Source organism: Pseudomonas sp. R32, from assembly GCF_009866705.1.
In the GTDB taxonomy this organism is placed as follows: Bacteria; Pseudomonadota; Gammaproteobacteria; order Pseudomonadales; family Pseudomonadaceae; genus Aquipseudomonas; species Aquipseudomonas donghuensis.
In genome coordinates this window covers 5,417,145-5,440,818 of record NZ_CP019396.1, presented here as the reverse complement: position 1 = coordinate 5,440,818, position 23,674 = coordinate 5,417,145, and the positions used below count along the sequence as shown (strand labels likewise).

24 protein-coding genes and 1 other RNA gene are annotated in these 23,674 nt (G+C 63.0%); 16 read left to right on the top strand and 9 right to left on the bottom strand.

Annotated elements, in window-relative coordinates; genetic code table 11:
- Window positions 1–174 precede the first annotated feature (174 nt).
- The 5 genes from trxA to PspR32_RS25100 all read left to right on the top strand — a co-directional run bounded on the left by trxA (window position 175) and on the right by PspR32_RS25100 (window position 5,476).
- A complete protein-coding gene (gene trxA / locus PspR32_RS25120) occupies window positions 175–504 on the top strand; it encodes a thioredoxin TrxA (protein WP_010221158.1) in 330 nt (109 codons plus the stop codon).
- 229 nt (window positions 505–733) lie between these two features.
- Window positions 734–1,993, top strand: a complete 1,260-nt coding sequence (rho, locus tag PspR32_RS25115; protein ID WP_010221159.1) for a transcription termination factor Rho — start codon at window positions 734–736, stop codon at window positions 1,991–1,993.
- Between the two features lie 129 nt (window positions 1,994–2,122).
- Window positions 2,123–3,589 carry a 4-hydroxy-3-polyprenylbenzoate decarboxylase gene (ubiD, locus tag PspR32_RS25110; RefSeq protein WP_010221160.1) on the top strand — a complete coding sequence of 489 codons (1,467 nt, stop codon included), beginning with the start codon at window positions 2,123–2,125 and terminating at the stop codon, window positions 3,587–3,589.
- Complete coding sequence (locus PspR32_RS25105) at window positions 3,590–4,558, top strand: CDP-6-deoxy-delta-3,4-glucoseen reductase (protein ID WP_010221161.1); 969 nt, start codon at window positions 3,590–3,592, stop codon at window positions 4,556–4,558.
- Window positions 4,559–4,834: 276 nt separating this feature from the next.
- Window positions 4,835–5,476, top strand: a complete 642-nt coding sequence (locus PspR32_RS25100; RefSeq protein ID WP_100781842.1) for a gamma-glutamylcyclotransferase — start codon at window positions 4,835–4,837, stop codon at window positions 5,474–5,476.
- Window positions 5,477–5,553: 77 nt separating this feature from the next.
- Here PspR32_RS25100 and PspR32_RS25095 read toward each other — a convergent pair whose 3' ends face one another.
- Complete coding sequence (locus PspR32_RS25095; RefSeq protein ID WP_010221163.1) at window positions 5,554–6,531, bottom strand: NADPH:quinone oxidoreductase family protein; 978 nt, start codon at window positions 6,529–6,531, stop codon at window positions 5,554–5,556.
- Window positions 6,532–6,687: 156 nt separating this feature from the next.
- Here PspR32_RS25095 and PspR32_RS25090 point away from each other — a divergent pair, with 156 nt between their 5' ends.
- Complete coding sequence (locus PspR32_RS25090; RefSeq protein ID WP_010221164.1) at window positions 6,688–7,092, top strand: flagellar basal body-associated protein FliL; 405 nt, start codon at window positions 6,688–6,690, stop codon at window positions 7,090–7,092.
- Here the strand turns inward: PspR32_RS25090 and PspR32_RS25085 are convergent, their stop codons facing one another.
- The 4 genes from PspR32_RS25085 to PspR32_RS25070 all read right to left on the bottom strand — a co-directional run bounded on the left by PspR32_RS25085 (window position 7,093) and on the right by PspR32_RS25070 (window position 12,439).
- Window positions 7,093–8,211 (bottom strand): ABC transporter permease, encoded by a 1,119-nt coding sequence (locus tag PspR32_RS25085; RefSeq protein WP_010221165.1) that lies wholly within the window; start codon window positions 8,209–8,211, stop codon window positions 7,093–7,095. It abuts the gene before it with no gap.
- The gene (rbbA, locus tag PspR32_RS25080) at window positions 8,211–10,934 is read right to left on the bottom strand and encodes a ribosome-associated ATPase/putative transporter RbbA (protein ID WP_159389315.1); all 2,724 of its coding nucleotides are present in this window, start codon (window positions 10,932–10,934) and stop codon (window positions 8,211–8,213) included. The genes PspR32_RS25085 and rbbA overlap by 1 nt, the downstream gene beginning before the upstream one ends.
- Window positions 10,931–11,896, bottom strand: coding sequence for an HlyD family secretion protein (locus PspR32_RS25075; protein WP_036994894.1), 966 nt, complete (start codon window positions 11,894–11,896; stop codon window positions 10,931–10,933). Before PspR32_RS25075 ends, rbbA begins: the two co-directional genes overlap by 4 nt.
- 93 nt (window positions 11,897–11,989) lie before the next feature.
- Complete coding sequence (locus PspR32_RS25070; protein ID WP_010221168.1) at window positions 11,990–12,439, bottom strand: EVE domain-containing protein; 450 nt, start codon at window positions 12,437–12,439, stop codon at window positions 11,990–11,992.
- A gap of 178 nt (window positions 12,440–12,617) precedes the next feature.
- Between PspR32_RS25070 and PspR32_RS26250 the strand changes: the two genes are divergently transcribed.
- A complete protein-coding gene (locus PspR32_RS26250; protein WP_010221169.1) occupies window positions 12,618–12,758 on the top strand; it encodes a hypothetical protein in 141 nt (46 codons plus the stop codon).
- 18 nt (window positions 12,759–12,776) lie between these two features.
- On the opposite strand, the gene PspR32_RS25065 is transcribed toward PspR32_RS26250, so the two are convergent.
- The 4 genes from PspR32_RS25065 to PspR32_RS25050 form a co-directional block, all read right to left on the bottom strand.
- Window positions 12,777–13,385 carry a 5-formyltetrahydrofolate cyclo-ligase gene (locus PspR32_RS25065; RefSeq protein WP_010221170.1) on the bottom strand — a complete coding sequence of 203 codons (609 nt, stop codon included), beginning with the start codon at window positions 13,383–13,385 and terminating at the stop codon, window positions 12,777–12,779.
- A gap of 79 nt (window positions 13,386–13,464) precedes the next feature.
- Window positions 13,465–13,642, bottom strand: a non-coding RNA gene (gene ssrS / locus PspR32_RS25060) — 6S RNA.
- Window positions 13,643–13,660: 18 nt separating this feature from the next.
- Window positions 13,661–13,978 carry a cell division protein ZapA gene (locus PspR32_RS25055; protein ID WP_010221171.1) on the bottom strand — a complete coding sequence of 106 codons (318 nt, stop codon included), beginning with the start codon at window positions 13,976–13,978 and terminating at the stop codon, window positions 13,661–13,663.
- On the bottom strand, window positions 13,975–14,184 hold the full coding sequence (locus tag PspR32_RS25050; RefSeq protein WP_010221172.1) for a TIGR02449 family protein: 210 nt from the start codon (window positions 14,182–14,184) through the stop codon (window positions 13,975–13,977). Before PspR32_RS25050 ends, PspR32_RS25055 begins: the two co-directional genes overlap by 4 nt.
- Before the next feature lie 152 nt (window positions 14,185–14,336).
- Here PspR32_RS25050 and PspR32_RS25045 point away from each other — a divergent pair, with 152 nt between their 5' ends.
- From PspR32_RS25045 to gcvH, 9 genes are all read left to right on the top strand, one after another.
- On the top strand, window positions 14,337–14,894 hold the full coding sequence (locus tag PspR32_RS25045) for a YecA/YgfB family protein (RefSeq protein ID WP_010221173.1): 558 nt from the start codon (window positions 14,337–14,339) through the stop codon (window positions 14,892–14,894).
- Between the two features lie 22 nt (window positions 14,895–14,916).
- The gene (pepP, locus tag PspR32_RS25040; protein WP_036994897.1) at window positions 14,917–16,251 is read left to right on the top strand and encodes a Xaa-Pro aminopeptidase; all 1,335 of its coding nucleotides are present in this window, start codon (window positions 14,917–14,919) and stop codon (window positions 16,249–16,251) included.
- Window positions 16,248–17,441, top strand: coding sequence for a 2-octaprenyl-6-methoxyphenyl hydroxylase (ubiH, locus tag PspR32_RS25035; protein WP_159389314.1), 1,194 nt, complete (start codon window positions 16,248–16,250; stop codon window positions 17,439–17,441). Before pepP ends, ubiH begins: the two co-directional genes overlap by 4 nt.
- Before the next feature lie 2 nt (window positions 17,442–17,443).
- On the top strand, window positions 17,444–17,926 hold the full coding sequence (locus tag PspR32_RS25030) for a DUF4442 domain-containing protein (protein WP_010221176.1): 483 nt from the start codon (window positions 17,444–17,446) through the stop codon (window positions 17,924–17,926).
- A 9-nt stretch (window positions 17,927–17,935) separates the two neighbouring features.
- Complete coding sequence (locus PspR32_RS25025) at window positions 17,936–19,153, top strand: 2-octaprenyl-3-methyl-6-methoxy-1,4-benzoquinol hydroxylase (RefSeq protein WP_162471124.1); 1,218 nt, start codon at window positions 17,936–17,938, stop codon at window positions 19,151–19,153.
- A gap of 101 nt (window positions 19,154–19,254) precedes the next feature.
- Window positions 19,255–20,256 (top strand): extracellular solute-binding protein, encoded by a 1,002-nt coding sequence (locus PspR32_RS25020; protein ID WP_010221178.1) that lies wholly within the window; start codon window positions 19,255–19,257, stop codon window positions 20,254–20,256.
- 154 nt (window positions 20,257–20,410) lie between these two features.
- Window positions 20,411–22,033: an ABC transporter permease gene (locus PspR32_RS25015; RefSeq protein WP_010221179.1), complete on the top strand. Its 1,623-nt coding sequence runs from the start codon at window positions 20,411–20,413 to the stop codon at window positions 22,031–22,033.
- 121 nt (window positions 22,034–22,154) lie between these two features.
- Window positions 22,155–23,237: a glycine cleavage system aminomethyltransferase GcvT gene (gene gcvT / locus PspR32_RS25010; RefSeq protein WP_010221180.1), complete on the top strand. Its 1,083-nt coding sequence runs from the start codon at window positions 22,155–22,157 to the stop codon at window positions 23,235–23,237.
- A 46-nt stretch (window positions 23,238–23,283) separates the two neighbouring features.
- Window positions 23,284–23,667 (top strand): glycine cleavage system protein GcvH, encoded by a 384-nt coding sequence (gene gcvH, locus PspR32_RS25005; RefSeq protein ID WP_010221181.1) that lies wholly within the window; start codon window positions 23,284–23,286, stop codon window positions 23,665–23,667.
- The last annotated feature ends 7 nt before the right edge of the window (window positions 23,668–23,674 follow it).

Genomic DNA, 23,674 nt, shown 5'->3' with positions numbered 1-23,674 from the left:
GTATCAAGGCTTGATATGGGGCAGGTTGTGCGGGAAATATGACTTTCCCGTGACAGCAGCGATATGCGCGGTCATGCACAACTATAGTTACACTCAATCGTTCCCGGCTTCCTGTAGTGAGCCGGTGCGGCTATGATGGGCCACGTTTTTTTGCTTACGACCTTGGAGACTTCCATGAGCAGCGATCTTATCAAACACGTCACCGACGCCACCTTCGAAGCCGAAGTCCTGAAGGCTGAAGGCCCGGTGCTGGTCGACTACTGGGCTGAATGGTGCGGCCCTTGCAAAATGATCGCGCCGGTTCTGGACGACATCGCCGCTACCTACCAGGGCAAACTGATCGTCGCCAAGCTGAACATCGACGACAACCAGGAAACCCCGGCCAAGCATGGCGTACGTGGCATCCCGACGCTGATGCTGTTCAAGAACGGCAACGTCGAGGCCACCAAGGTCGGTGCACTGTCGAAATCTCAGCTGGCAGCCTTCCTGGACGCCAATATCTGAGTCAAAAAAGCCCCGCATTCGTCGGGGCTTTTCTTTATCTGGTGACTAGACGCCAGAAAAAGCAGGTGTTACATTCGGCCTCGCACTGTTTCTTCGGTGCCCTCTGCACGCCGTCGCCGACGCATCCCTAATTCGAATCAGTACGCGATCCTGTCGCCTTCTTTGCGGCGCGGCTTCATTAAGCCAGAAGCTTAATTCCCCCTTCTTACATGATTACGTCACTCCCCTTATGAACCTGACTGAACTCAAGCAAAAGCCGATTACCGATCTGCTCGAAATGGCCGAACAGATGGGCATAGAAAATATGGCCCGTTCGCGCAAGCAAGATGTGATTTTCTCCCTGTTGAAAAAGCATGCGAAAAGCGGCGAGGAAATCTCCGGTGACGGCGTGCTGGAGATTCTCCAGGACGGCTTCGGCTTCCTGCGCTCGGCCGATGCCTCGTACCTGGCCGGCCCGGACGACATCTACGTGTCGCCAAGCCAGATCCGTCGCTTCAACTTGCGTACCGGCGACACCATCGTCGGCAAGATCCGCCCGCCAAAAGAAGGCGAGCGTTACTTCGCCCTGCTGAAAGTCGACACCATCAACTTCGACCGGCCGGAAAACGCGAAGAACAAGATCCTGTTCGAAAACCTGACGCCGCTGTTCCCCAACGAGCGCCTGAAAATGGAAGCCGGCAACGGCTCCACCGAAGACCTCACCGGCCGGGTTATCGATCTCTGCGCCCCGATCGGCAAAGGCCAGCGCGGCCTGATCGTCGCTCCGCCAAAAGCGGGCAAGACCATCATGCTGCAGAACATCGCGGCGAACATCACTCGCAACAACCCCGAGTGCCACCTGATCGTCCTGCTGATCGACGAGCGCCCGGAAGAAGTGACCGAAATGCAGCGCACCGTGCGCGGCGAAGTGGTTGCCTCGACCTTCGACGAGCCGCCAACCCGCCACGTGCAGGTTGCCGAAATGGTCATCGAGAAGGCCAAGCGCCTGGTTGAACACAAGAAAGACGTGGTCATCCTGCTCGACTCCATCACCCGTCTGGCCCGTGCCTACAACACCGTGATCCCGAGCTCCGGCAAGGTCCTCACCGGTGGTGTCGATGCCCACGCCCTGGAGAAGCCGAAGCGTTTCTTCGGTGCCGCGCGTAACATCGAAGAAGGCGGCTCGCTGACCATCATCGCCACCGCGCTGGTTGAAACCGGCTCGAAGATGGACGAAGTGATCTACGAAGAGTTCAAGGGCACCGGCAACATGGAGCTGCCCCTGGACCGCAAGATCGCCGAGAAGCGCGTCTTCCCGGCCATCAACATCAACCGTTCGGGTACCCGTCGCGAAGAGCTGCTGACCGCCGACGACGAGCTGCAGCGCATGTGGATCCTGCGCAAGCTGCTGCACCCGATGGATGAAGTGGCTGCCATCGAGTTCCTGGTCGACAAGCTCAAGCAGACCAAGACCAACGACGAGTTCTTCCTGTCGATGAAGCGCAAGTAAACTGTTGCGCTGGGCAAGAGCCGGGGCGACCCGGCTTTTTGCTATCTGTACTTTGGCTATTCTGAGCAGCCGAGTTCGGCGCTACACTCTGCAGCCCGACCGCTACGGCAGCCAATACGAGGCTTTTGCATGCAGTATCGCGATTTGCGCGACTTTATCCGTGGCCTGGAACAGCGCGGCGAACTCAAGCGCATCCAGGTGCCGATCTCTCCAGTCTTGGAAATGACCGAAGTCTGTGACCGCACCCTGCGCGCCAAAGGCCCGGCCCTGCTGTTCGAAAAGCCAACCGGCTTCGACATTCCAGTGCTTGGCAACTTGTTCGGCACCCCGGAACGGGTGGCCATGGGCATGGGCGCCGAGTCGGTCAGCGAACTGCGTGAAATCGGCAAGCTGCTGGCCTTCCTCAAGGAGCCCGAGCCGCCGAAAGGCCTCAAGGACGCCTGGTCGAAGCTGCCGATCTTCAAGAAGGTGGTGTCCATGGCGCCCAAGGTGGTCAAGGATGCGCCATGCCATGAAGTGGTCATCGAAGGCGACGATGTCGACCTCGGCCTGCTGCCGGTGCAGCACTGCTGGCCGGGCGATGTTGCGCCGCTGATCACCTGGGGCCTGACGGTTACCCGCGGGCCTAACAAGGACCGCCAGAACCTGGGCATCTATCGTCAGCAGGTGATCGGCCGTAACAAGGTCATCATGCGCTGGTTGAGCCACCGCGGCGGTGCCCTGGACTATCGCGAATGGTGTGAAAAGCACCCTGGCCAACCCTTCCCGGTGGCCGTGGCCCTGGGCGCGGACCCGGCGACCATCCTCGGCGCCGTGACGCCGGTGCCCGACACCCTCTCCGAGTACGCCTTTGCCGGCCTGCTGCGCGGTAACCGTACCGAGCTGGTCAAGTGCCGTGGCAGCGACCTGCAGGTGCCGGCCACTGCCGAAATCATCCTCGAAGGCGTAATCCATCCGGGCGAAATGGCCCCGGAAGGTCCATACGGCGACCATACGGGTTACTACAACGAAGTCGACAGCTTCCCGGTGTTCACTGTCGAGCGCATCACTCACCGCAGCAAGCCGATCTACCACAGCACCTACACCGGCCGTCCGCCGGATGAGCCAGCGATTCTCGGCGTTGCCTTGAACGAAGTGTTCGTGCCGATCCTGCAGAAGCAGTTCCCGGAGATCACCGACTTCTACCTGCCGCCTGAGGGGTGTTCGTACCGCATGGCGGTGGTGACCATGAAAAAGCAGTATCCAGGCCACGCCAAGCGCGTGATGCTGGGTGTCTGGTCGTTTTTACGACAGTTCATGTACACCAAGTTCGTTATCGTTACCGACGACGATATCAATGCACGGGACTGGAACGATGTGATCTGGGCGATCACCACGCGCATGGACCCCAAGCGCGATACGGTGATGATCGACAACACACCGATCGATTACCTGGATTTCGCCTCGCCCGTGTCCGGGCTGGGTTCGAAAATGGGCCTGGACGCCACCCACAAGTGGCCGGGTGAAACCACGCGCGAGTGGGGACGGGTCATCGTCAAGGATGAAGCCGTCACCCGGCGGATCGATGAGCTGTGGCATCAGTTGGGAATAGACTAAATGCAGGTAACCTTGCAGCCGTCCGGGGCCGTACTGGCGCTACAACCCGGGGAAAGGATTCTCGATGCGGCGCGGCGCCTGGGCTACGACTGCCCGCAGAGCTGCCGCAACGGTAACTGCCATGTCTGTGCCGCGCTGCTGGTTGAAGGCCGGGTGCGCCAGGATGGCGTCGAACGTGATCATGGCGAACTGTTCACCTGTATCGCCGAGCCCCTGGAGGACTGTGTCTTGTTGTGGGATGGCGTGCTGGCCCTGGGCGAGCTGCCGGTACGGACACTGGCCTGCCAGCTCAGCGAATGTGTTGAAGTCGGCGGCGATGTCTGGCGCGTACGGCTGCGTGCGCCAGCCGGCAAGCCTCCGCGCTACCACGCTGGCCAGTACCTGATGATCGAGCGTGACAGCGGCGACAAGGCCGCTTTCTCGCTGGCCTCGGCGCCGCACAGTGGCCGCGACCTCGAGCTGCATGTGCTGGCCCGTGAGAACAGCGCCCTGGAGCTGATTGCCCAGTTGCAGCGCACACGCATGGCGCGAATCGAAATGCCCTTTGGTGACACCCACCTGGCGCAATTGCCTGACGGCCCGCTGGTGCTGATCGCTGCCGGTACCGGCATGGCGCAGATGCACAGCCTGATCGAGCACTGCCGCGCCAGTGGTTTCAAGCACCCGGTGCACTTGTACTGGGGCGTACGTCTGCCGGATGACTTCTACCAGATCGAACACTGGGCCGAATGGCAGCACCTGCCCAACTTGTTCCTGCACAAGGTGGTCAGTGACCTGTGTGGCTGGGAGGGGCGTTGCGGTCTGCTGCACGAGGCCGTCTGTGAGGACATCAGCGACCTGGCGAGTGTGCATGTCTATGCCAGCGGCTCGCCGAACATGATCTATGCCACCCTCGATGCCCTGGTCGATGCCGGCATGGATGCGCATCAAATGCGCGCCGATGTATTTGCTTATGCGCCGCGCAATTGAATGAAGGAATAAGGCACGCTGCAACAGCGTGCCGGTTTAAATAACTGTCGGCACGGCCGTCGGTTATAAGCCACTTATTATTGCCAACACCGAAAATAACTTTCGCTACACTTGAAACAGTGCACCTGTTATCGCACCTGTCCGGCCATTATTGCCGCCGCAGGGCACCGGGGGCTTGTATTCCGGCGCTTATCTGCCGTACGGTAACTCTGTGCACAGTGCTTTGCCTTTATAGTGCGGAGCGTTGTTAATTCATGGGGAAGTGTGGCGACAGCTATGTCGGCGATCGAAACGGTATCTTTGAATGTGACCTATCCGCCGTTGCTTGATTTCGGCGAGCAATTAACCCGCGAGCAACTTGTACATTCGGTCCAGCACACCATGTCCCGGCATCAGGGTGGCCCGGTGTGGTTGTTTGCCTACGGTTCGTTGATCTGGCGTCCGGAGTGCAATGCCGTTGAGCGGCGGCGGGCACGGGTGCACGGTTATCATCGCGGGTTGTATTTGTGGTCCCATGAACATCGCGGCACGCCGGAGTGCCCGGGCCTGGTGTTCGGCCTGGATCGCGGCGGTTCGTGCAGCGGTTTCGCCTACCGCTTGCCGGACGACTGCCTGGAAGAATCGCTGCTGGCCTTGTGGCAACGGGAGATGCCTTACCCGGCCTATCGTCCGCACTGGCTCAATTGTCGTCTTGAGGATGGCAGCAAGGTCCAGGCCCTGGGCTTCGTACTCGAACGCCACTTGCCGTGCTACGCCGGCAACTTGCCGGACACCTTGCTCAGTCAGATCTTTGCCAGTGCCAAGGGCCGTTATGGCACTACCCGCGACTATGTCGAGCAGACCCTCGATGCCCTGCGCAGCCACGCCATGCCCGATCGCAATCTTGAGGCGCGCTTTCGGCGTTGTCATTCCAGGTAGGAGCGGGCTTGCCCCGCGATGAGGTCGGTAATGTGGGAGGCATCGCGGGGCAAGCCCGCTCCCACAGGTTCAGCTGTTTAGGCCATGGTTACCACCAGCTTGCCCACCGCCTTGCGCTGCCCCAGCATCTCGATAGCCGCACCGGCTTTAGCCAGCGGGAAGGTCTGCGATACCAGCGGCTTGAGTTTGCCCTCGGCGTACCAGGCAAACAGCTGCTGGAAGTTCGCCGCATTGTCAGCCGGCTGGCGCTGGGCAAAGGCGCCCCAGAACACCCCGAGCACCGCTGCGCCCTTGAGCAGCGCCAGGTTTACCGGCAGCTCTGGAATACGCCCGCTGGCAAACCCGACTACCAGCAAGCGACCATTCCAGGCGATCCCGCGCACCGCTTGATCAAACAAGTCACCACCCACCGGGTCGTAGATCACATCAACGCCGTTACCGCCCGTCAGGCGCTTGATCTCGTCCTTGAGGCTGGCTTGGCCGTAGTTGATCAGCTCGTCGGCGCCGGCGGCCTTGGCTACGGCCAGCTTCTCGGCGCTGCTGGCAGCGGCGATCACCCGCGCGCCCATGGCCTTGCCGATTTCTACCGCCGCCAGGCCCACGCCGCCGGAGGCACCCAGTACCAGCAGGGTTTCCCCGGCCTTGAGCTGGCCGCGCTGGCTCAGGGCATGCATCGACGTGCCGTAGGTCATGCCGAAGGCCGCGGCGGTGGTGAAGTCCATCTGCGCCGGGATCGGCAGCACGTTATAGGCCGGCACCGCTACCTGTTCGGCAAAACTGCCCCAACCGGTCAGGGCCATGACCCGATCGCCAACCTTCAGGTTGCCGGCCTTTTCACCCACGGCACTGACCACGCCGGCTGCTTCGCCTCCGGGCGAGAACGGCAGCGGCGGCTGGAACTGGTACTTGCCTTCGATGATCAGGGTGTCGGGAAAGTTGACCCCGGCGGCCTGCACGTCGAGCAGGATCTCATTCTTCTTCGGCACGGGGCTGGCGACTTCTTCCAGAACCAGGTTTTGCGCCGGACCAAGGGCTTTGCACAACACTGCTTTCATCGGGACTATTCCTTTGCGCGTAGTGGCCGATAAGTGTAGGTGGGCGAGGTGCCGGGTCAACGAGCATGGCCCGCCCTGATAGGCCGGCATAAGCCCGGGCTTGGGTTTGACCGGTGCGCTGGGTATGCTGGCGCCAACTGTATGAGGAGCGAATTCGTGAAAGCGTGGATCTTGATGGTACTGGCGCTGATGCTGCCGATGGCGGCCCAGGCCGAGGAAGCCAAGGAAGGGGAGCCGAAGGTCTCCTACATTTCCCTTACCCCGCCTTTTGTCGGCAACTACGCCCTGGATGGCGGGCCGAAACTGCGCGTGTACAAGGCCGACGTGGCCCTGCGGGTCAACAGCGATGCCGCCGCCGCAGCGGTGCGTCATCACGAGCCGCTGATCCGCAATCAGCTGGTGGCCCTGTTCACCCAGCAGAACCTCGAGAGCATGAGCAATGTCGAGGCCAAGGAAAAACTGCGTCAGGAAGCCCTGAAGCAAGTCCAGCAGGTGCTCGAAAACGAAGAAGGCAAGCCGACCGTCGACGACTTGCTGTTCAACAACCTGATCGTTCAGTAATCAGGACGTCAGGCTGCGGCGAAAGCGCGCCAGGGCAATCGCGAAGAAGGCCAGGCCGATCGCGGCAAGTGCCGCAAGGTCCGGCCAGACCACGGGCAACCCGGCGTCGCGGAACAGGATGGCCGCACTGAGGCTGACGAAGTGGGTCGAGGGCGAGCCCTGCATCACCCACTGCAGCCATTGCGGCATGCTATCCAGCGGCGTGCTGCCACCCGAGAGCAACAGCATCGGGATGATCACCGGGATCGCCAGCAGGCCGAACTGCGGGGTCGAGCGCGCCAGCGTGGCGAGGAAGATCCCCAGTGCCGTGCTGGCGAACAGGTAGAGTGCGGTCACCGCCAAAAACAGCCCCAGTGATCCTGCCAGCGGCACCCCCAGCGCCCCTTTGACGATCACTTCCAGCGACACCCAGGTGCACAGCACCACCACCAGGGCGTTGCTGCCGATCTTCGCCAGCATGATTTCCAGGGCGGTCAGCGGCAGCACCAAGAGGTGATCGAGGGTGCCGTGTTCGCGCTCGCGCAGCAGTGCCGTGCCGGTCAGGACGATGGCCAGGATAGTGATGTTGTTGACGATCTGGATCACCGCCAGGAACCAGCCACCCTCAAGGTTGGGGTTGAACAGCGCCCGGGCGCTGAGCAGGGCCGGGCTGCCGGCAGTCGCCGAGCCCTGGTTGGCGTAGTCGAGCAGTTCGCGCTCGACGATCCTGCCGATGTAGCCGGCACCCATGAACGCCTGGCTCATGGCCGTGGCGTCGACGTTGACCTGCAGCTCTGGTGAGCGCCCGGCCAGCAGGTCGGTCTGGAAGTTCACCGGCACGTTGATCACGAAGGTGTACTGGCCGCTGTCCATGGCTTGGTCGAGCTGGTTGTAGGCCAGTGGCACGGCGCGCTGGAACTCCGGCGGTTGCAGGGCTTCGGTGAGCTTGCGCGATACCAGGCTATGGTCTTCGTCGATCACCGCGACGCTGGCGTTGTGCACGCCGATCACCGAACCCGCTGCCGGCATGTAGATCGCCACGCTGAAGGCGTACAGCAAAAACAGCAGCAATACGCTGTCATGGCGCAAGCTGGTCAGCTCCTTCAAACCCAGGCGCAGGGTGTGTGCCAGACGATGCATCAGACCTCCTGCTTCTTCAGCATGGCCAGGCTCAGGCCGGTGAAACCAATAAAGAACCCCAGCAGCGCCAGGCACTGAGGCCAGAGTTCGCGCAGGTCCAGGGCCTTGGTGAAGGTGCCGACGGCGATATCGAGAAAATACCCGGCCGGGAACAACTGGCCCATCAAGGCCGCAGCACCCTCGAGCGAAGAGCGCGGCACGATCAGCCCGGAGAACTGGATGGTCGGCAGGCTGGTGATGATCATGGTGCCGAGGATCGCGGCGATCTGGGTGCGGGTGAACGCCGAGATCAGCAGGCCCAGGCTGGTGGTCGCCAGCAGGTACAGCAAGCCGCCGCAGGCCAGGGCCAGGGCGCTGCCTTTGAATGGCACGCCGAACAGCCAGCGGTTCATCGCCACCAGCAGCGCCAGGTTGATCAGGCTCACCGCCAGGTATGGCGCCTGCTTGCCGAGCAGGAACTCCAGGCGCGTCAGCGGCGTGGCGTAGAAGTTGGTGATCGAGCCCAGTTCCTTCTCGCGCACGATACCCAGCGCGGTGAGCATCGCCGGAATGAAGGCAAGTATCAGCGCCATTACCCCGGGGCCGATGGCATTCACGCTGACCACATCCTGGTTGTAGCGAAAGCGGGTTTCCAGGCGCACCGGGCTTTGCCCTGGCTGAGCCTTGCTGCTCAGCGCCGCCAATTGCTCAAGGTTGGCCTGGTGCACGGCCTCGACATAGTTGCGGCTGGTTTCGGCGCGAAACGGCATGCCGCCATCCAGCCAGGCCGCCACCACCGGCTGGCGCCCGGCGTGCAGGTCGCGGCCGAAGCCTGGCGGAATCTCCAGGGCCAGTTTGATTTCCGAGCGCTGCAGGCGTTTGTGCAACTGCGCGGCATCGTCGATCGGCGTCTGCTCGGCGAAGTAGCGCGAGCCGCGAAAGGCCTCCAGATAGGCACGGCTTTGCGGGCTCTGGTCCTGGTCATACACGGCGAAGGCGAGGTTCTCCACGTCCAGGGAAATGCCATAGCCGAAGATCACCATCATGAACAGGGCGCCGAGCAGGGCAAACGCCAGGCGCACTTTGTCTCGCAGCAGTTCCTTGCCCTCACGGGTGGCGACGGCGAACAGGCGCTTGAGGCTGAAACCTCGGCGCATGTGCAACGGCGTCGCCTGGGCTGGCGTGTCGAGCTGAGCGCTGGCAGTTGGCGCTTCGCCCGCGCCCTGCGCCTGTTCCAGGCAGGTGACGAAGGCGTCTTCCAGGGTCTGGCCGGCAAATTGCTGTTGCAGCGCCGCCGGGGTGTCGCAGGCCAGGACCTTGCCGGCATGCATCAGGGAGATCCGGTCGCAGCGCAGGGCTTCGTTCATGAAGTGGGTGGAGAGGAAAATCGTCACCCCCTGATCCCGCGACAGCTCGATCAGCAGGCGCCAGAAGTCGTCGCGGGCGGCTGGGTCGACGCCTGAGGTGGGTTCGTCGAGGATCAGCACTTCCGGGCGGTGCAACACCGCCACTGCCAATGACAGGCGCTGGCGCAGGCCCAGGGGCAGGGCGCCGGACTGCTGGTCGGCGATGGCGCCAAGATCGAAGCGCTCGATCAACTCGGCGATACGCGGACTGCTCTCGGCCTTGGGCAGGTCGAACAACCGTGCGTGCAGTTCCAGGTTCTGCCGCACGCTGAGTTCGCCATACAAGGAGAAACTCTGCGACATGAAGCCGACCCGCTTGCGCGTCGCCAGGTCCTTGGCGTTCACTGGGCGGCCGAGTAGCGTGGCGCTGCCTTCGCTGGCCGGCATCAGGCCGGTGAGCACCTTCATGGTGGTGGTCTTGCCGCAGCCGTTGGAGCCGAGAAAACCGAAGATTTCGCCTCGGCCGATGGCGAAGCTGACCTTGTTCACGGCGGTGAAATCACCGAAGCGCAGGGTCAGTTCGTGGGCTTCGATGGCGGTCTCGGCATCGCCGTTATCATGGGGTGGTATCACCAAGGGTTGTTGGCTGCGCTGGCGGTTGCCCTGGAAGTGGGTGAAGGCGTCATCGAGCTTGTGACTGGCGGTGGCGGCGGCCAGCTCTTCGCTCAAGCCCGCAGCGATCAGTTGGCCGCGATCGAGCATCAGGCAGTGCTCGAACTGTTCGGCCTCTTCCATGTAGGCGGTCGCCACCAGCAAGGTCAGTTGCGGGCGCTCCTGGCGCACCTGTTCGACCAGCTCCCAGAAGCGTCGACGCGACAGCGGGTCGACGCCGGTAGTGGGTTCGTCGAGGATCAGCAAGTCCGGTTCGTGGATCAGCGCGCAACACAGCCCGAGCTTCTGCTTCATGCCGCCAGACAACTTGCCCGCCGGGCGTTCGGCAAAACGCAGCAGGTCGGTGGCCAGCAGCAGGTTGTGCATGCGCTGCTCGCACTCCCTGGCGCCAAGGCCGAACAGGGTGGCGAAGAAGCGGATGTTCTCGCTGATCGACAGCTCGGGGTACAAGTTATTGCCCAGCCCTTGAGGCATGAAGGCGATGCGCGGGTACAGGCTGTTACGGTGGCGGCGCTGGCGGATCGAGCCGCCGAGCACCTGCAGCTCGCCGCTCTGCAGCTTCTTCACCCCGGCGATCAGCCCGAGCAGGCTCGACTTGCCGGCGCCATCCGGGCCGATCAGGCCGCAACGGGTGCCCGCCGGCAGGCTGAAAGCGATGTCTTGCAGGGCACTCAGCCCAGCGTAGCGGTGGCTGATGCCCTCGGCCTGCAGCGCCAGCGCGCTCATTGCAGGTTGGCCGGCCAGTCCACTTTAGCGGTGCGCACATAGCCGGCGCCCGGCATGCCGGGTTTGGCCTGGGGCACAGCGCTCGGTTCGGTCAGGCGCAGCTTGACCCGGAACACCAGCTTCTGGCGCTCGTCACGGGTTTCCACCTGTTTGGGGGTGAACTGCGCCTTGGCTGCGACGAAGGCAATCTTCGCAGGCATTGCCTGGTCGGGCAGGGCGTCGAGCACGATGCGCGCCTGGTCGCCAACGGTCAGGCGGCCGGTGGTGGAGGCGGGCAGGTAGAGGTTCATGTACTGATCGCTGGGGTCGATCAGCATCAGTACACGACCGCCGGCGCCGAGCACTTCACCCGGTTCGGCCAGGCGTAGCTGGATCACGCCGTTGATCGGCGCGCGCAGGCTGCTGTCGTCGATCTCGCTGGTCAGTTGCGCGACCTGGGCTTCGGCGGCGCCGATGGCGGCCTTGATCGCGGCCAGTTGTGCACGGGCGGCGACGACTGCGGAGTTGCTGGTGTCGTAACGGGCCTGTTGCTGGTCGAGCAGTTGCTGGCTGGCGTATTTGCGCTGGAAGATTTCGCGCACGCGCTTGAGCTCCTGGCTGGCCAGCAGTTGCTCGCTCTGGCGCAGTTGCACGGTGGCCTGGGCGGCGGAGTAGTTTTCCCGGGCGCGTAGCACTTCGGCTTCGGCCTGGCTGCGTTGGGCTTCGAGGGTGCGGGTGTCGATGCGGGCAAGCAACTGGCCCTGTTCGACCGTGTCGCCTTCGTCGACCAGCACTTCGGCCAGGCGCCCGGGGATCTTGCTGGCGATTTGCACTTCGGTGGCTTCGAGCCGGCCATTGCCCATGCTCAAGCCTTCGGGCAGGCGGTCATGCAGGGATTTCCAGTAGCCCAGGCCGCCAGCGGCCAGGAGCAGGGCGATCAAGGCGCCGGCGAAGAGTTTGGGCGTGTGTTGGCTCATCGACATGGTTGGGCATCCTGCTGCATTAACGTCAAATTGTGACGTCGCACCGGTCCTGGTGCGTTGATGTTCGTCAAATGAGCGGCAATCCTACCCTCTTTAACGCAGTGCGAGTACCGCTGCCCATTGTTCGGCGGTTACCGGCATCACCGACAAGCGGCTGCCTTTCTGTACCAGCGGCAGTTCGGCCAGGGCGGTTTGTTGCTTGAGGTAACCCAGTTGCAGGACCTTGCCGAAGGTTTCGACGTGGGCGACGTCCACGGCGCTCCAGGGATTTTTCTCGTCGTTGGCCTTGGCGTCGAAGTAATGGCTTTGCGGGTCAAGCGCGGTAGGGTCCGGGTAGGCCGCGGCGCTGATCCGGGCGATGCCGGCAATGCCCGGTTCCGGGCAGCTGGAATGGTAGAAAAAGAACTGGTCACCGACCGCCATGGTGCGCAAGAAGTTACGCGCCTGGTAATTGCGCACGCCATCCCAGCGGGCTTCGCCCAGCCGCGCGAGGTCCTTGATCGAGAGTTCGTCGGGCTCGGATTTCATCAGCCAGTAGGCCATGGGTGGTGCTCCAGACAATGTTTGAAATAACCTGTTTCAGGAAACCGACGGTCGGTTGGCGTCAACGTTTGCGTGTCGCCTCAGGTTGTCGGAGAATGCGCGCATTTTAAGCTTGACGCTGCTGCAACAACAAAATCGTTGCTGACAACGTGATCAGTTTGCCTGAGGGGGGCAATCGATGAATCGCAAACCGGATTTGCTCTGGATTCTGGTGTTTCTGTTCGGTTTGGGTGTTGTCACTACCGGCTATGCGCAAAGCCTTTGGGAACGCAAACTCGACGCCCCCTACGAAGTACCGGTCAATCCGCAACAGCGTTGATTGCTTTGCTGGCGCCCATCACGCGGGTGCCAGGTACCAGCCACGGTCCGAGACCGTCCCCTGCAGCGGCACATCCCAACTGGCTTGCGCCAGTCGCTCAACCTTCTGGCATTCATGCGCCAGGCCCAGCAGCAAGGGCTTCTTCCAGGCTTTGCGGCGAGCCTGATAGGCCAGGCTGCGGTCATAGAAGCCGCCGCCCATGCCCAGCCGGCCACCCACTTCGTCAAACCCCACCAGCGGCAGCAGGATCAGGTCCAGCGCCCAGATCGGCCGTTGCCGGGCCAGGCTGATGTGCGGCTCGGGGATGCGGAAACGGTTGGGCCGCAGCTTCTCGCCGGCGTCGATGCGCTGAAAGACCATCTTGGTTTTTGGCCAGGCGTGCAGCACCGGTAGATAGGTGTGCTTGCCGCGGCGCTGAGCTTCGCGCATCAACAGGCCTGGGTCGATCTCGCAATCGTTGGGCAGGTACAGGGCAATATGTCTGGCCCGGCGAAACAGCGGGTGCTGCGCGAGCTGGCGGTACAGGCCACGGGCTGCCTGACGTTGCTCGGCCGGCGTCAAGGCGCGGCGGGCGTCACGTAGCAGGCGGCGAAGTTGGGGGCGGGTAAGCGGCGCGGTGTCGGTCATGGCACGGGCGGTCCCAGAGAGGGCTGCCACCTGTGGGTGACAGCTCGATTGCCCGCGCAGAAGGGCGGGCAAAGAATTCAGGCTCCCCGACGAACCGCTGTCGGTGTAGCCCTTGAACCCGAAAGTTCAAGGTGGAGATTGCAGGAGGCGTTAAGGCTTTCCGTCAAGCGGACATGCACACCGGCCCCACGTGCAACCCCCGTGGTTGTGCGTATCGGCTCAGGGACATGACCGACTGGCAAGCACTCCAGGGAGTGGCGCAAGTATACCGACACTCAACCCTTTTTTGAATCTTGATCGTCGGCCAATGCCTGATCGACCCGCTCGAGCAGGTCGCGCACCTGTTCACGGGTGGCGCCGCCCGCCGGCACATCCGGACGTTCCTGGTTGTGCAGCAGGTCGTGGGTGATGTTCAGCGCGGCCATCACGGCAATCCGGTCGGCGCCGATGACTTTGCCGCTGCTGCGGATCTCGCGCATCTTGCCGTCCAGGTAGCGCGCGGCGCTGACCAGGTTGCTGCGTTCTTCCGGCGGACAGATGATCGAATACTCTTTGTCGAGGATCTGAACGGTGACGCTATTGCTTGAGCTCATGAGTCTTGCTCCAGGGCCTTGAGTCGCAAAATCATCGATTCGACCTTACGCCGGGCGATTTCATTTTTTTCGATGAGGTGGGCGCGCTCTTCGCGCCAGGATTTTTCCTGAGCTAATAAGAGTGCGTTTTGCCGTTTTAGTTGCTCGACCCGCTCAATCAGCAGTTCGAATCGGCCCATCAGCGCTTGCAGATCGTTCTCTTGCATTGGTTGCCACTCGATTCGGTCGTGCGGGTGGTTGCCCGGTTTATGCCCTGGCCGGCTCGGAGTTGGCCGCGTCGATGGTCTTGGCGCGCCTGCCGGTGCTAGGATACAAGGTCTTCATTCTAGTCATTGCGCCGTCTGGCGCCTAGTTGCCCATGCCCAATACCAATTCGCCGTACACCGCTTTCGCCACCTTGCTCAGCAGCAACGGGCATCCTGTTTCCCCTGCCGAACTGCACGGGCTGTTGCTCGGGCGCAGTTGCGCCGGTGCCGGCTTCGATGCCGAGGCATGGTTGGCCGATGCTGCGCACCTGCTGGAAAACGATCCGGCAGACAACGTTCGTAACGCTTTGATCGGCCTGCAGGAGATGGTCAAGGGCGAACTCGCCGGTGACGATATCACTGTCGTGTTGCTGCTGCCCGGTGATGAAGCGCCATTGGCCGAGCGGGCTGCTGCTCTGGGCGAGTGGTGCAAGGGCTTCCTGTATGGCTTCGGCTTGAACTCGGCTGGCCTGACCCTGAGCGGTGAAGCCAAGGAAGTCCTGCAGGACCTGGATGCGATCTCCCAGGTTCAGGACGCCCTGGAAGAATCCGAAGACGGCGAAAACGACTATATGGAAGTCATGGAATACCTGCGCGTCGCCCCGCTGCTGCTTTACACAGAACTGGCAAAACAGCCGGTCGAGCCTGCGGCCAAACCTTCGCTGCACTGATCAACCAGGACTGCCACTGCCCATGAGCCACATCCCCAAGTCGGAATACGCCCGTCGACGCAAGGCGCTGATGGCGCAGATGGAACCCAACAGCATCGCCATCCTGCCCGCCGCCGCGGTTGCCATCCGCAACCGCGACGTCGAGCATGTGTACCGCCAGGACAGCGACTTCCAGTACCTGAGCGGTTTCCCCGAGCCCGAGGCGGTGATCGCCCTGATCCCCGGGCGCGAGCACGGTGAATACGTGTTGTTCTGCCGCGAGCGCAATCCCGAGCGCGAGCTCTGGGATGGCCTGCGCGCCGGCCAGGAAGGGGCGATCCGCGACTTCGGCGCTGATGATGCCTTCCCTATCACCGATATCGACGACATCCTCCCCGGCCTGATCGAAGGCCGTGACCGGGTGTATTCGGCCATGGGCAGCAACCCCGAGTTCGACCGTCACCTGATGGAGTGGATCAACGTGATCCGTTCCAAGGCGCGCCTCGGCGCCCAGCCGCCGAACGAATTCGTTGCCCTGGATCATCTGCTGCACGACATGCGCCTGTATAAATCGGCGGCGGAAGTGAAGGTGATGCGCGAGGCTGCGGCGATTTCCGCGCGTGCCCATGTCCGGGCGATGCAGGCTTGCCGCGCCGGTTTGCGCGAGTACAGCCTGGAAGCCGAGCTGGACTACGAGTTCCGCAAGGGCGGAGCGAAGATGCCCGCCTACGGCTCGATCGTCGCCGCCGGGCGCAACAGCTGCATTCTGCATTACCAGGAGAACGACGCGCCGCTCAAGGACGGTGACCTGGTGTTGATCGACGCCGGTTGCGAGATCGACTGCTACGCCAGTGACATCACCCGTACCTTCCCGGTCAGCGGGCGTTTTTCGCCGGAGCAGAAGGCGATCTACGAGCTGGTGTTGAAAGCCCAGGAAGCGGCCTTTACGGTCATCGCCCCGGGCAAGCACTGGAACCACGCCCACGAAGCCACGGTACAAGTGATCACCGAAGGCCTGGTGGAGTTGGGCCTGCTCAAGGGGCAGGTGCAGGAACTGATTGAAAGCGAAGCCTACCGGGCCTTCTACATGCACCGTGCCGGGCACTGGCTGGGTATGGATGTGCACGATGTCGGCGAGTACAAGGTCGGCGGCCAGTGGCGGGTGCTCGAGCCGGGCATGGCCTTGACCGTGGAACCGGGCATCTATATCGGTGCCGATAACCAGAGTGTCGCGAAAAAATGGCGCGGCATCGGTGTGCGAATCGAGGATGACGTAGTGGTAACCAAGCAGGGCTGTGAAATCCTGACCTCAGGCGTACCCAAGACGGTCGCCGAAATCGAAGCCTTGATGGCTGCCGCGCGCAGTGCAGCGGCATGAGCCGGGTCAATCTGGCAATCATTGGCGGCGGCCTGGTCGGCGCCAGCCTGGCCCTGGCCCTGCAGGCCGGGGCCAAGGCGCGTGGCTGGAAGATCCTGCTGATCGAACCCTTTGCTCCCGGTGATAGTTTTCAGCCGAGCTATGACGCACGTTCTTCGGCGTTGTCCTTCGGTACCCGACAAATCTATGAACGTTTAGGGTTGTGGCAACCGATCAGCCGTCGCGCCGAGCCGATCCGCCAGATCCAGGTCTCCGACCGTGGCCGTTTTGGCGCAACGCGCCTGGATGCGTTGGAAGAAGGCGTGCCAGCGCTCGGCTATGTGGTCGAGAACGCCTGGCTCGGTCAGTGCCTGTGGCAGGGCCTGGACGCCGAAGTGGTGAGCTGGCGCTGCCCGGCGGAAGTCACCGCCATGCAGGCGCTGGAGGATGGCTATCGACTGGCGCTCAACGACGACACCACGCTCGAATGCGACCTCGCGGTACTGGCCGATGGTGGCCGTTCCGGCCTGCGCGAGCAACTGGGCATTCATGTCAGCCAGCGGCCGTACAACCAGAGCGCACTGATCGCCAACATCACCCCGAGCGAAGCCCATTGCGGCCAGGCCTTCGAGCGCTTCACCGACGAAGGGCCGATGGCCTTGCTGCCGCTGCCGGAAAACCGCTGCGCGCTGGTCTGGACCCGCGCCGGGATGGACGCCAAGCGCCTGGCCGAGCTGGACGAGCGTAGCTTTCTCAGCGAACTGCAGGACGTGTTTGGCTACCGCCTGGGCACCTTGCGCCAAGTCGGTGCCCGGCACCTCTATCCGTTGTCGCTGATCGAGGCCCAGGAGCAGGTGCGCCCGCACCTGGTGGTACTCGGTAACGCCGCTCACAGCCTGCACCCGATTGCCGGGCAGGGTTTCAACCTGTCACTGCGCGATGTGCAGTCGCTGGCCGAAGGCTTGCTGGCCAATCCCAGCTTGCCAGGTGACTTTGCCACCCTGCAGGCCTACCGCGAGCGCCAGCGCCTGGATCAGGACCTGACCGTGGGCTTCTCCGATCGCGTAACCCGCCTGTTCGGCAGTGCCCAACCGCTGGTGGCGACCGGCCGCAACCTGGGCCTGCTTGGCCTCGACTTGCTGCCCCCGGCCAAACGCTGGTTCGCCCGCCAGGCCATGGGCCTGGGCACCCGTCCGGACCCGCGGAACTGAACATGAGCGACCCGCGCAAACTGGCCCGGCGAGCGCGCAGGCTGCGCTGGCTGCTGAACCTCTACCCGCCGTACCTGGGCGCGGGCATCCGCGTGCTCAGCGTCAGCCCCGACCTGCGCCACATTCGCGTGCGCATGGGCCTGCGCTGGTTCAACCGCAACTACGTCGGCACCCAGTTCGGCGGCAGCCTGTATTCGATGGTCGACCCGTTCTACATGCTCATGCTGATGGAACTGCTCGGACGTGAGTACATCGTCTGGGACAAGGCCGCCAGCATCGATTTCGTGTCCCCGGGCAAGGGCCCGGTGTTCGCCGAACTGCGCATCGACGATGCCCTGCTTGATGACATCCGCCAGCACACCGCCGGCGGCAAAAAGTACCTGCCACGACTTCAGGTCGATATCCGCGACGCTGCCGGTGAGCTGGTGGCGCGGGTCGACAAAACCCTTTACGTGCGGCTCAAGCCGCAAGCGAGACAGGCTTAAGGCATGGAAATGCGCGCAGATCTGTTGATTGTCGGTGCCGGTATGGTCGGCAGCGCTCTGGCCCTGGCGTTGCAGCACAGCGGCCTGGAAATCCTCTTGCTCGATGGCAGCCCGTTGTCGATCAAGCCCTTTGACCAGCAGTCGGCATTCGAGCCGCGGGTCAGCGCCTTGTCGGCGGCCAGCCAGCGCATCCTCGAGCGCCTGGGCGCCTGGCAGGGGATCGGCGAACGGCGCTTGAGCCCCTACTCGGACATGCGTGTGTGGGACGGCAGCGGCACTGGCCAGATCCATTTCTCGGCCGCCAGCGTGCATGCCGAGGTGCTCGGTCATATTGTCGAGAACCGGGTGGTGCAGGATGGCCTGCTGGAGCGCCTGCACGACAGCGAAATCGGCCTGCTGGCCAATGCCCGCCTGGAGCAGATGCGCCGCTCCGGCGACGACTGGCTGCTGACCCTGGCCGACGGTCGCACCTTGCGTGCGCCGTTGGTGATCGCCGCTGACGGTGCCAACTCGGCGGTGCGCCGCCTGACCGGCTGTGAGACGCGCGAGTGGGATTACCTGCACCACGCCATCGTCACCAGCGTGCGTTGCGCCCAGCCCCATCAAGCGACTGCCTGGCAGCGCTTTACCGACGAGGGGCCGCTGGCGTTCCTGCCATTGCTGCGCGATGGTCAACAGGATTGGTGCTCGATCGTCTGGTCGACCACGCCGGAGCAGGCCGAACACCTGATGGCCTTGAGCGACGAAGCGTTCTGCGCCGAGCTTGAGCGCGCCTTCGAAGGGCGCCTGGGCGGCGTGCTGCAGGCCGACCCACGGGTTTGTGTGCCGCTGCGCCAGCGTCACGCCAAACGCTACGTGGCCGAAGGCCTGGCGTTGATCGGCGATGCTGCACACACCATTCACCCGTTGGCCGGGCAAGGCGTCAACCTTGGCTTTCTCGATGCTGCGGTACTGGCCGAGGAGCTGCAGCACGCCTACGAGCGGGGCGAGCGCCTGGCCGATGTTCGTGTGCTAAGCCGCTTCGAGCGTCGGCGCATGCCGCACAACCTGGCGCTGATGGCGGCGATGGAAGGGTTCGAGCGCCTGTTCCAGGCTGATCCGCTGCCGCTGCGCTGGCTACGCAACAGCGGCCTGAAATGGGTCGAGCAACTGCCTGAAGCCAAAGCCTTGTTCGTGCGCCAAGCCCTGGGCTTGAGCGGTGATCTGCCGGAACTGGCGCGGGCCTGAGGTTTCGCAACATCTGGTAACTCCTCCCTTGTGAGTTCAGTTGAGAAGGCAAATGGGATTAACTACCATTTGCGCCTCTCTTGAACTCCGAGGACCGCACCATGTTGCCACGCAAGCACGTACTGGCCGCTCTGGCTCTGACCCTGTTCGGCACAGCCGCCCAGGCGGCGGACGAGGTGGTGGTGTATTCCTCGCGCATCGACGAGTTGATCAAGCCGGTGTTCGACGCCTACACCAAAGAGACCGGGGTGAAGATCAAGTTCATCACCGACAAGGAAGCGCCGCTGATGCAGCGCATCAAGGCCGAGGGCAAGAACGCCACCGCCGACCTGCTGCTCACCGTCGATGCCGGCAATCTCTGGCAAGCCGAGCAGATGGGCATTCTGCAGCCGATCAAGTCAGACATCATCGACAAGAACATCCCGGCCCAATACCGCGCCTCGTCCCATGACTGGACCGGCCTGAGCCTGCGCGCGCGGACCATCGCCTACTCCACCGACCGGGTCAAGCCCGAAGAGCTGAGCACCTACGAGGCGTTGGCCGACAAGAACTGGGAAGGGCGCCTGTGCCTGCGCACGGCGAAGAAAGTCTATAACCAGTCGCTGACCGCCACCCTGATCGAAACCCACGGCGAGCAGAAGACCGAAGAGATCATCAAGGGCTGGGTCAACAACCTGTCCACTGATGTATTCTCCGATGACACCGCCTTGCTGCAGGCAATCAACGCCGGCCAGTGCGACGTCGGTATCGTCAACACCTACTACTACGGCCGCCTGCACAAGGAAAACCCCAAGCTGGCAGTCAAGCTGTTCTGGCCTAACCAGGCCGACCGTGGCGTGCACGTCAACCTTTCGGGTATCGGCCTGACCAAATACGCGCCGCATCCTGAGGCGGCGAAGAAGCTGGTCGAATGGATGACCGGTGAACACGCACAGAAGATCTTTGCCGGCGTGAACCAGGAGTTCCCGGCCAACCCGGCAGTGGCACCTTCCGAAGAAGTGGCCGCCTGGGGCACGTTCAAAGCTGACACCATCCCTGTGGAAGTGGCCGGCAAACGCCAGGCCGAAGCCATCCGCCTGATGGATCGGGCTGGCTGGAACTAAGCACAAGGCTATATCCTTTTGGGGCCCTATCGGGCCCCAATCGCTGGCAAGCCAGCTCCCACAGGGATAGCGGTGCTCTCTTTTCACTGTGGGAGCTGGCTTGCCAGCGATCGACCGCAACGCGGTCGCAATCATTCCCATAGAGATTTCACTTTTGGCCCACCCCGCCCAACGCCGTTGGTACCCACTGGTCTTCGCCATCGCCGCCCTGGTGCTGCTGCCGCTGAGCGTGCTGCTGTTGTCCTGGCAGGCGGTCGACATGCAGATCTGGTCGCATCTGCTCGACACCCAGATGAGCCGGCTGCTGGGTAACACCCTGACGTTGATCCTCGGTGTGGGCGTTGGCGTGTCGGTGCTGGGGGTGAGCCTGGCCTGGCTTACCAGCCTGTGCGAGTTCCCCGGGCGGCGCTGGCTCGACTGGGCCCTGATGCTGCCCTTCGCGATTCCGGCCTATGTGCTGGCGTTCGTGTTCGTTGGCCTGCTGGATTTCGCCGGTCCGGTGCAAACCCTGCTGCGCGAGTGGTTCGGGCCCATGCGCTTGCCACGGGTGCGCTCCACCGGCGGGGTGATCACCGTGCTGGTGCTGGTGTTTTACCCGTATGTCTATCTGCTGGCGCGTAACGCCTTCCTGGCTCAGGGCAAAGGCCTGATGGAAGCGGCAAGGGTGCTGGGGCTTTCACCCTTGCAGGCATTCTGGCGGGTCGCCATGCCCATGGCACGGCCGGCCATCGGCGCCGGGGTGGCGTTGGCGTTGATGGAGACCCTGGCGGATTTTGGCGCAGTGTCGGTGTTCAACTTCGACACCTTCACCACCGCCATCTACAAGACCTGGTACGGCTTCTTCAGCCTCTCCAGTGCTGCCCAGCTGGCCAGCCTGCTGTTGTTGGCGGTGATGCTGGTGCTGTACGGCGAGCGTCGTGCCCGTGGCGCCGTGCGCAGTAGCAACGAACGGCCGCGGGGCAAAGCGCTGTATCACTTGCATGGCATCAAGGCGCTGGCCGCCAGCAGCTGGTGCCTGCTGGTATTCGCCTGTGCCTTCGTGGTGCCGATGCTGCAGTTGTTGGTGTGGTTCTGGCAGCGCGGGCGTTTCGATCTCGACGAGCGCTATGCTGGCCTGATCCTGCATACCCTCTATCTGGGCGGCATGGCGGCGCTGATTACCGTCTGTGTTGCCCTGGTGCTGGCGTTTGCCCGGCGACAGGCGCCGACCTCGGGAATTCGTGCAGGCGTTGGCCTGGCCAACCTGGGCTATGCCTTGCCTGGCTCGGTGTTGGCGGTGTCGATCATGCTGGCTTTCAGTTACCTCGATAATCAGGTGGTGGTGCCGTTGTCCAGCTGGCTGGGTGGCGCGGGCAAGCCGCTGCTGCTCGGTAGCCTGTCGGCTTTGCTGCTGGCCTATCTGGTGCGTTTTATCGCTGTGGCCTACGGCCCACTGGAAAACAGCCTGGGGCGGATTCGTCCATCTTTGCCGGAAGCGTCCCGTAGTCTCGGCGTGAGTGGCCCAAGATTGTTTTTCAAGGTGTATCTGCCCTTGCTGGTACCCGGTGCATTGAGCGCGGCGCTGCTGGTGTTCGTCGACGTGCTCAAGGAAATGCCGGCCACTCTGCTGATGCGCCCGTTTGGCTGGGACACGCTGGCGGTACGGGTGTTCGAGATGACCAGTGAGGGCGAGTGGTCGCGGGCTTCGCTGCCGGCGCTGACCCTAGTGCTGGTCGGCCTGTTGCCGGTCATCGGCCTGATTCGACGCTCGGCGCAGCACCCGGGTCAAACGCGCTGAGGGTGTAAGCCTGCGAGCTTGCGGCTACAATGCGCGGCATTCGCTGCGGCCGGTCCTACAGACCGGGTAGCTGCAACGCTGCCAGCCGCCGTAGCCTCGCCACGCCCGGAAGGAGAAACCCATGGGACAGCGTACGCCTCTTTATGACCTGCACTTGGCCCTTGGCGCCAAGATGGTCGATTTTGGCGGTTGGGATATGCCCCTGCATTATGGTTCGCAAGTCGAGGAGCACCATCAGGTGCGCCAGGCCTGCGGCGTATTCGATGTATCCCATATGACCGTGATCGATGTTCGCGGTGCCCAGGCCGGCGTCTGGCTGCAGCATGTGTTGGCCAACGATGTCGATCGTCTGAATGCCACCGGCAAGGCCCTGTACAGCACCATGCTCAACGAGCAGGGCGGGGTTATCGATGACATGATCGTCTACCGCTGCGACGACGGTTACCGCCTGGTGGTCAACGCCTCGACCCGCGACAAGGACCTGGCCTGGCTGCAGGCACGGATGATCGGTTTCGAGGTCGAGCTGAGCGAGCGCCCGGAGCTGGCCATCCTGGCCATCCAGGGCCCGCAAGCACGGGAAAAGGTCGCTGAACTGGTGACCGCCGCTCGCGCCGCGCTGATCCGTGAACTCAAGCCCTTCGAAGGCCTGGCCGACGGTGACTGGTTCATCGCCCGCACCGGTTACACCGGTGAGGATGGCCTGGAAATCATCTTCCCGGCGCTACAGGCCCCGGCGTTCTTCAACGACCTGGTCGGCGCCGGCATCGCCCCGAGCGGTCTCGGCGCGCGCGACACCCTGCGCCTGGAAGCGGGGATGAACCTGTATGGCCAGGACATCGACGAAGCCCACACGCCGCTGACCTCGAACCTGGGCTGGAGCATCGCCTGGGAGCCGGCTGAGCGTGATTTCATTGGTCGCAAAGGTTTGCTAAAAGAAATCGAGCATGGCGTCGAGCAGAAACTGGTCGGCCTGGTGCTCGAAGAACGCGGGGTTTTACGCGCGCACCAGGTGGTCCGCGTCGCCGGGATTGGCGAAGGGGAGATCACCAGTGGTAGTTTCTCTCCTACGCTGAGCAAATCCATTGCCCTGGCGCGGGTGCCGATGGCGACTGCCGATCGTGCCGAGGTAGAAATTCGTGGCAAGTGGTACCCGGTGCGGGTGGTCAAGCCGACCTTCGTGCGCCATGGCAAGATCCTGATCTGAACCTATTCTGGCGGGCCAACCGCTGACCCAATCGAGGACAACAATGATGAGCAATATCCCCGCCGACCTGCGTTTTGCCGAAAGCCACGAGTGGGCCCGGCTGGAAGCCGATGGCACCGTGACTGTCGGGATCAGCGACCATGCCCAGGAAGCCCTGGGTGACGTGGTGTTCGTCGAGCTGGCGGAAATTGGCAAGGTCTTCGCTGCCGGCGATGCGGCGGGCGTGGTCGAGTCGGTCAAGGCCGCTTCGGACATCTACGCACCGGTCAGCGGTGAAGTGATCGCAGTCAACGAGGCGCTGGCCGACAGCCCCGAGTCGCTCAACTCCGCGCCCTATGACAGCTGGATCTTCAAGCTCAAGCCAAGCGACAAGGCCGAGCTGGACAAACTGCTCGACGCCGCCGGTTACAAAGCCGCCATCGGCGAATAGTTTCACG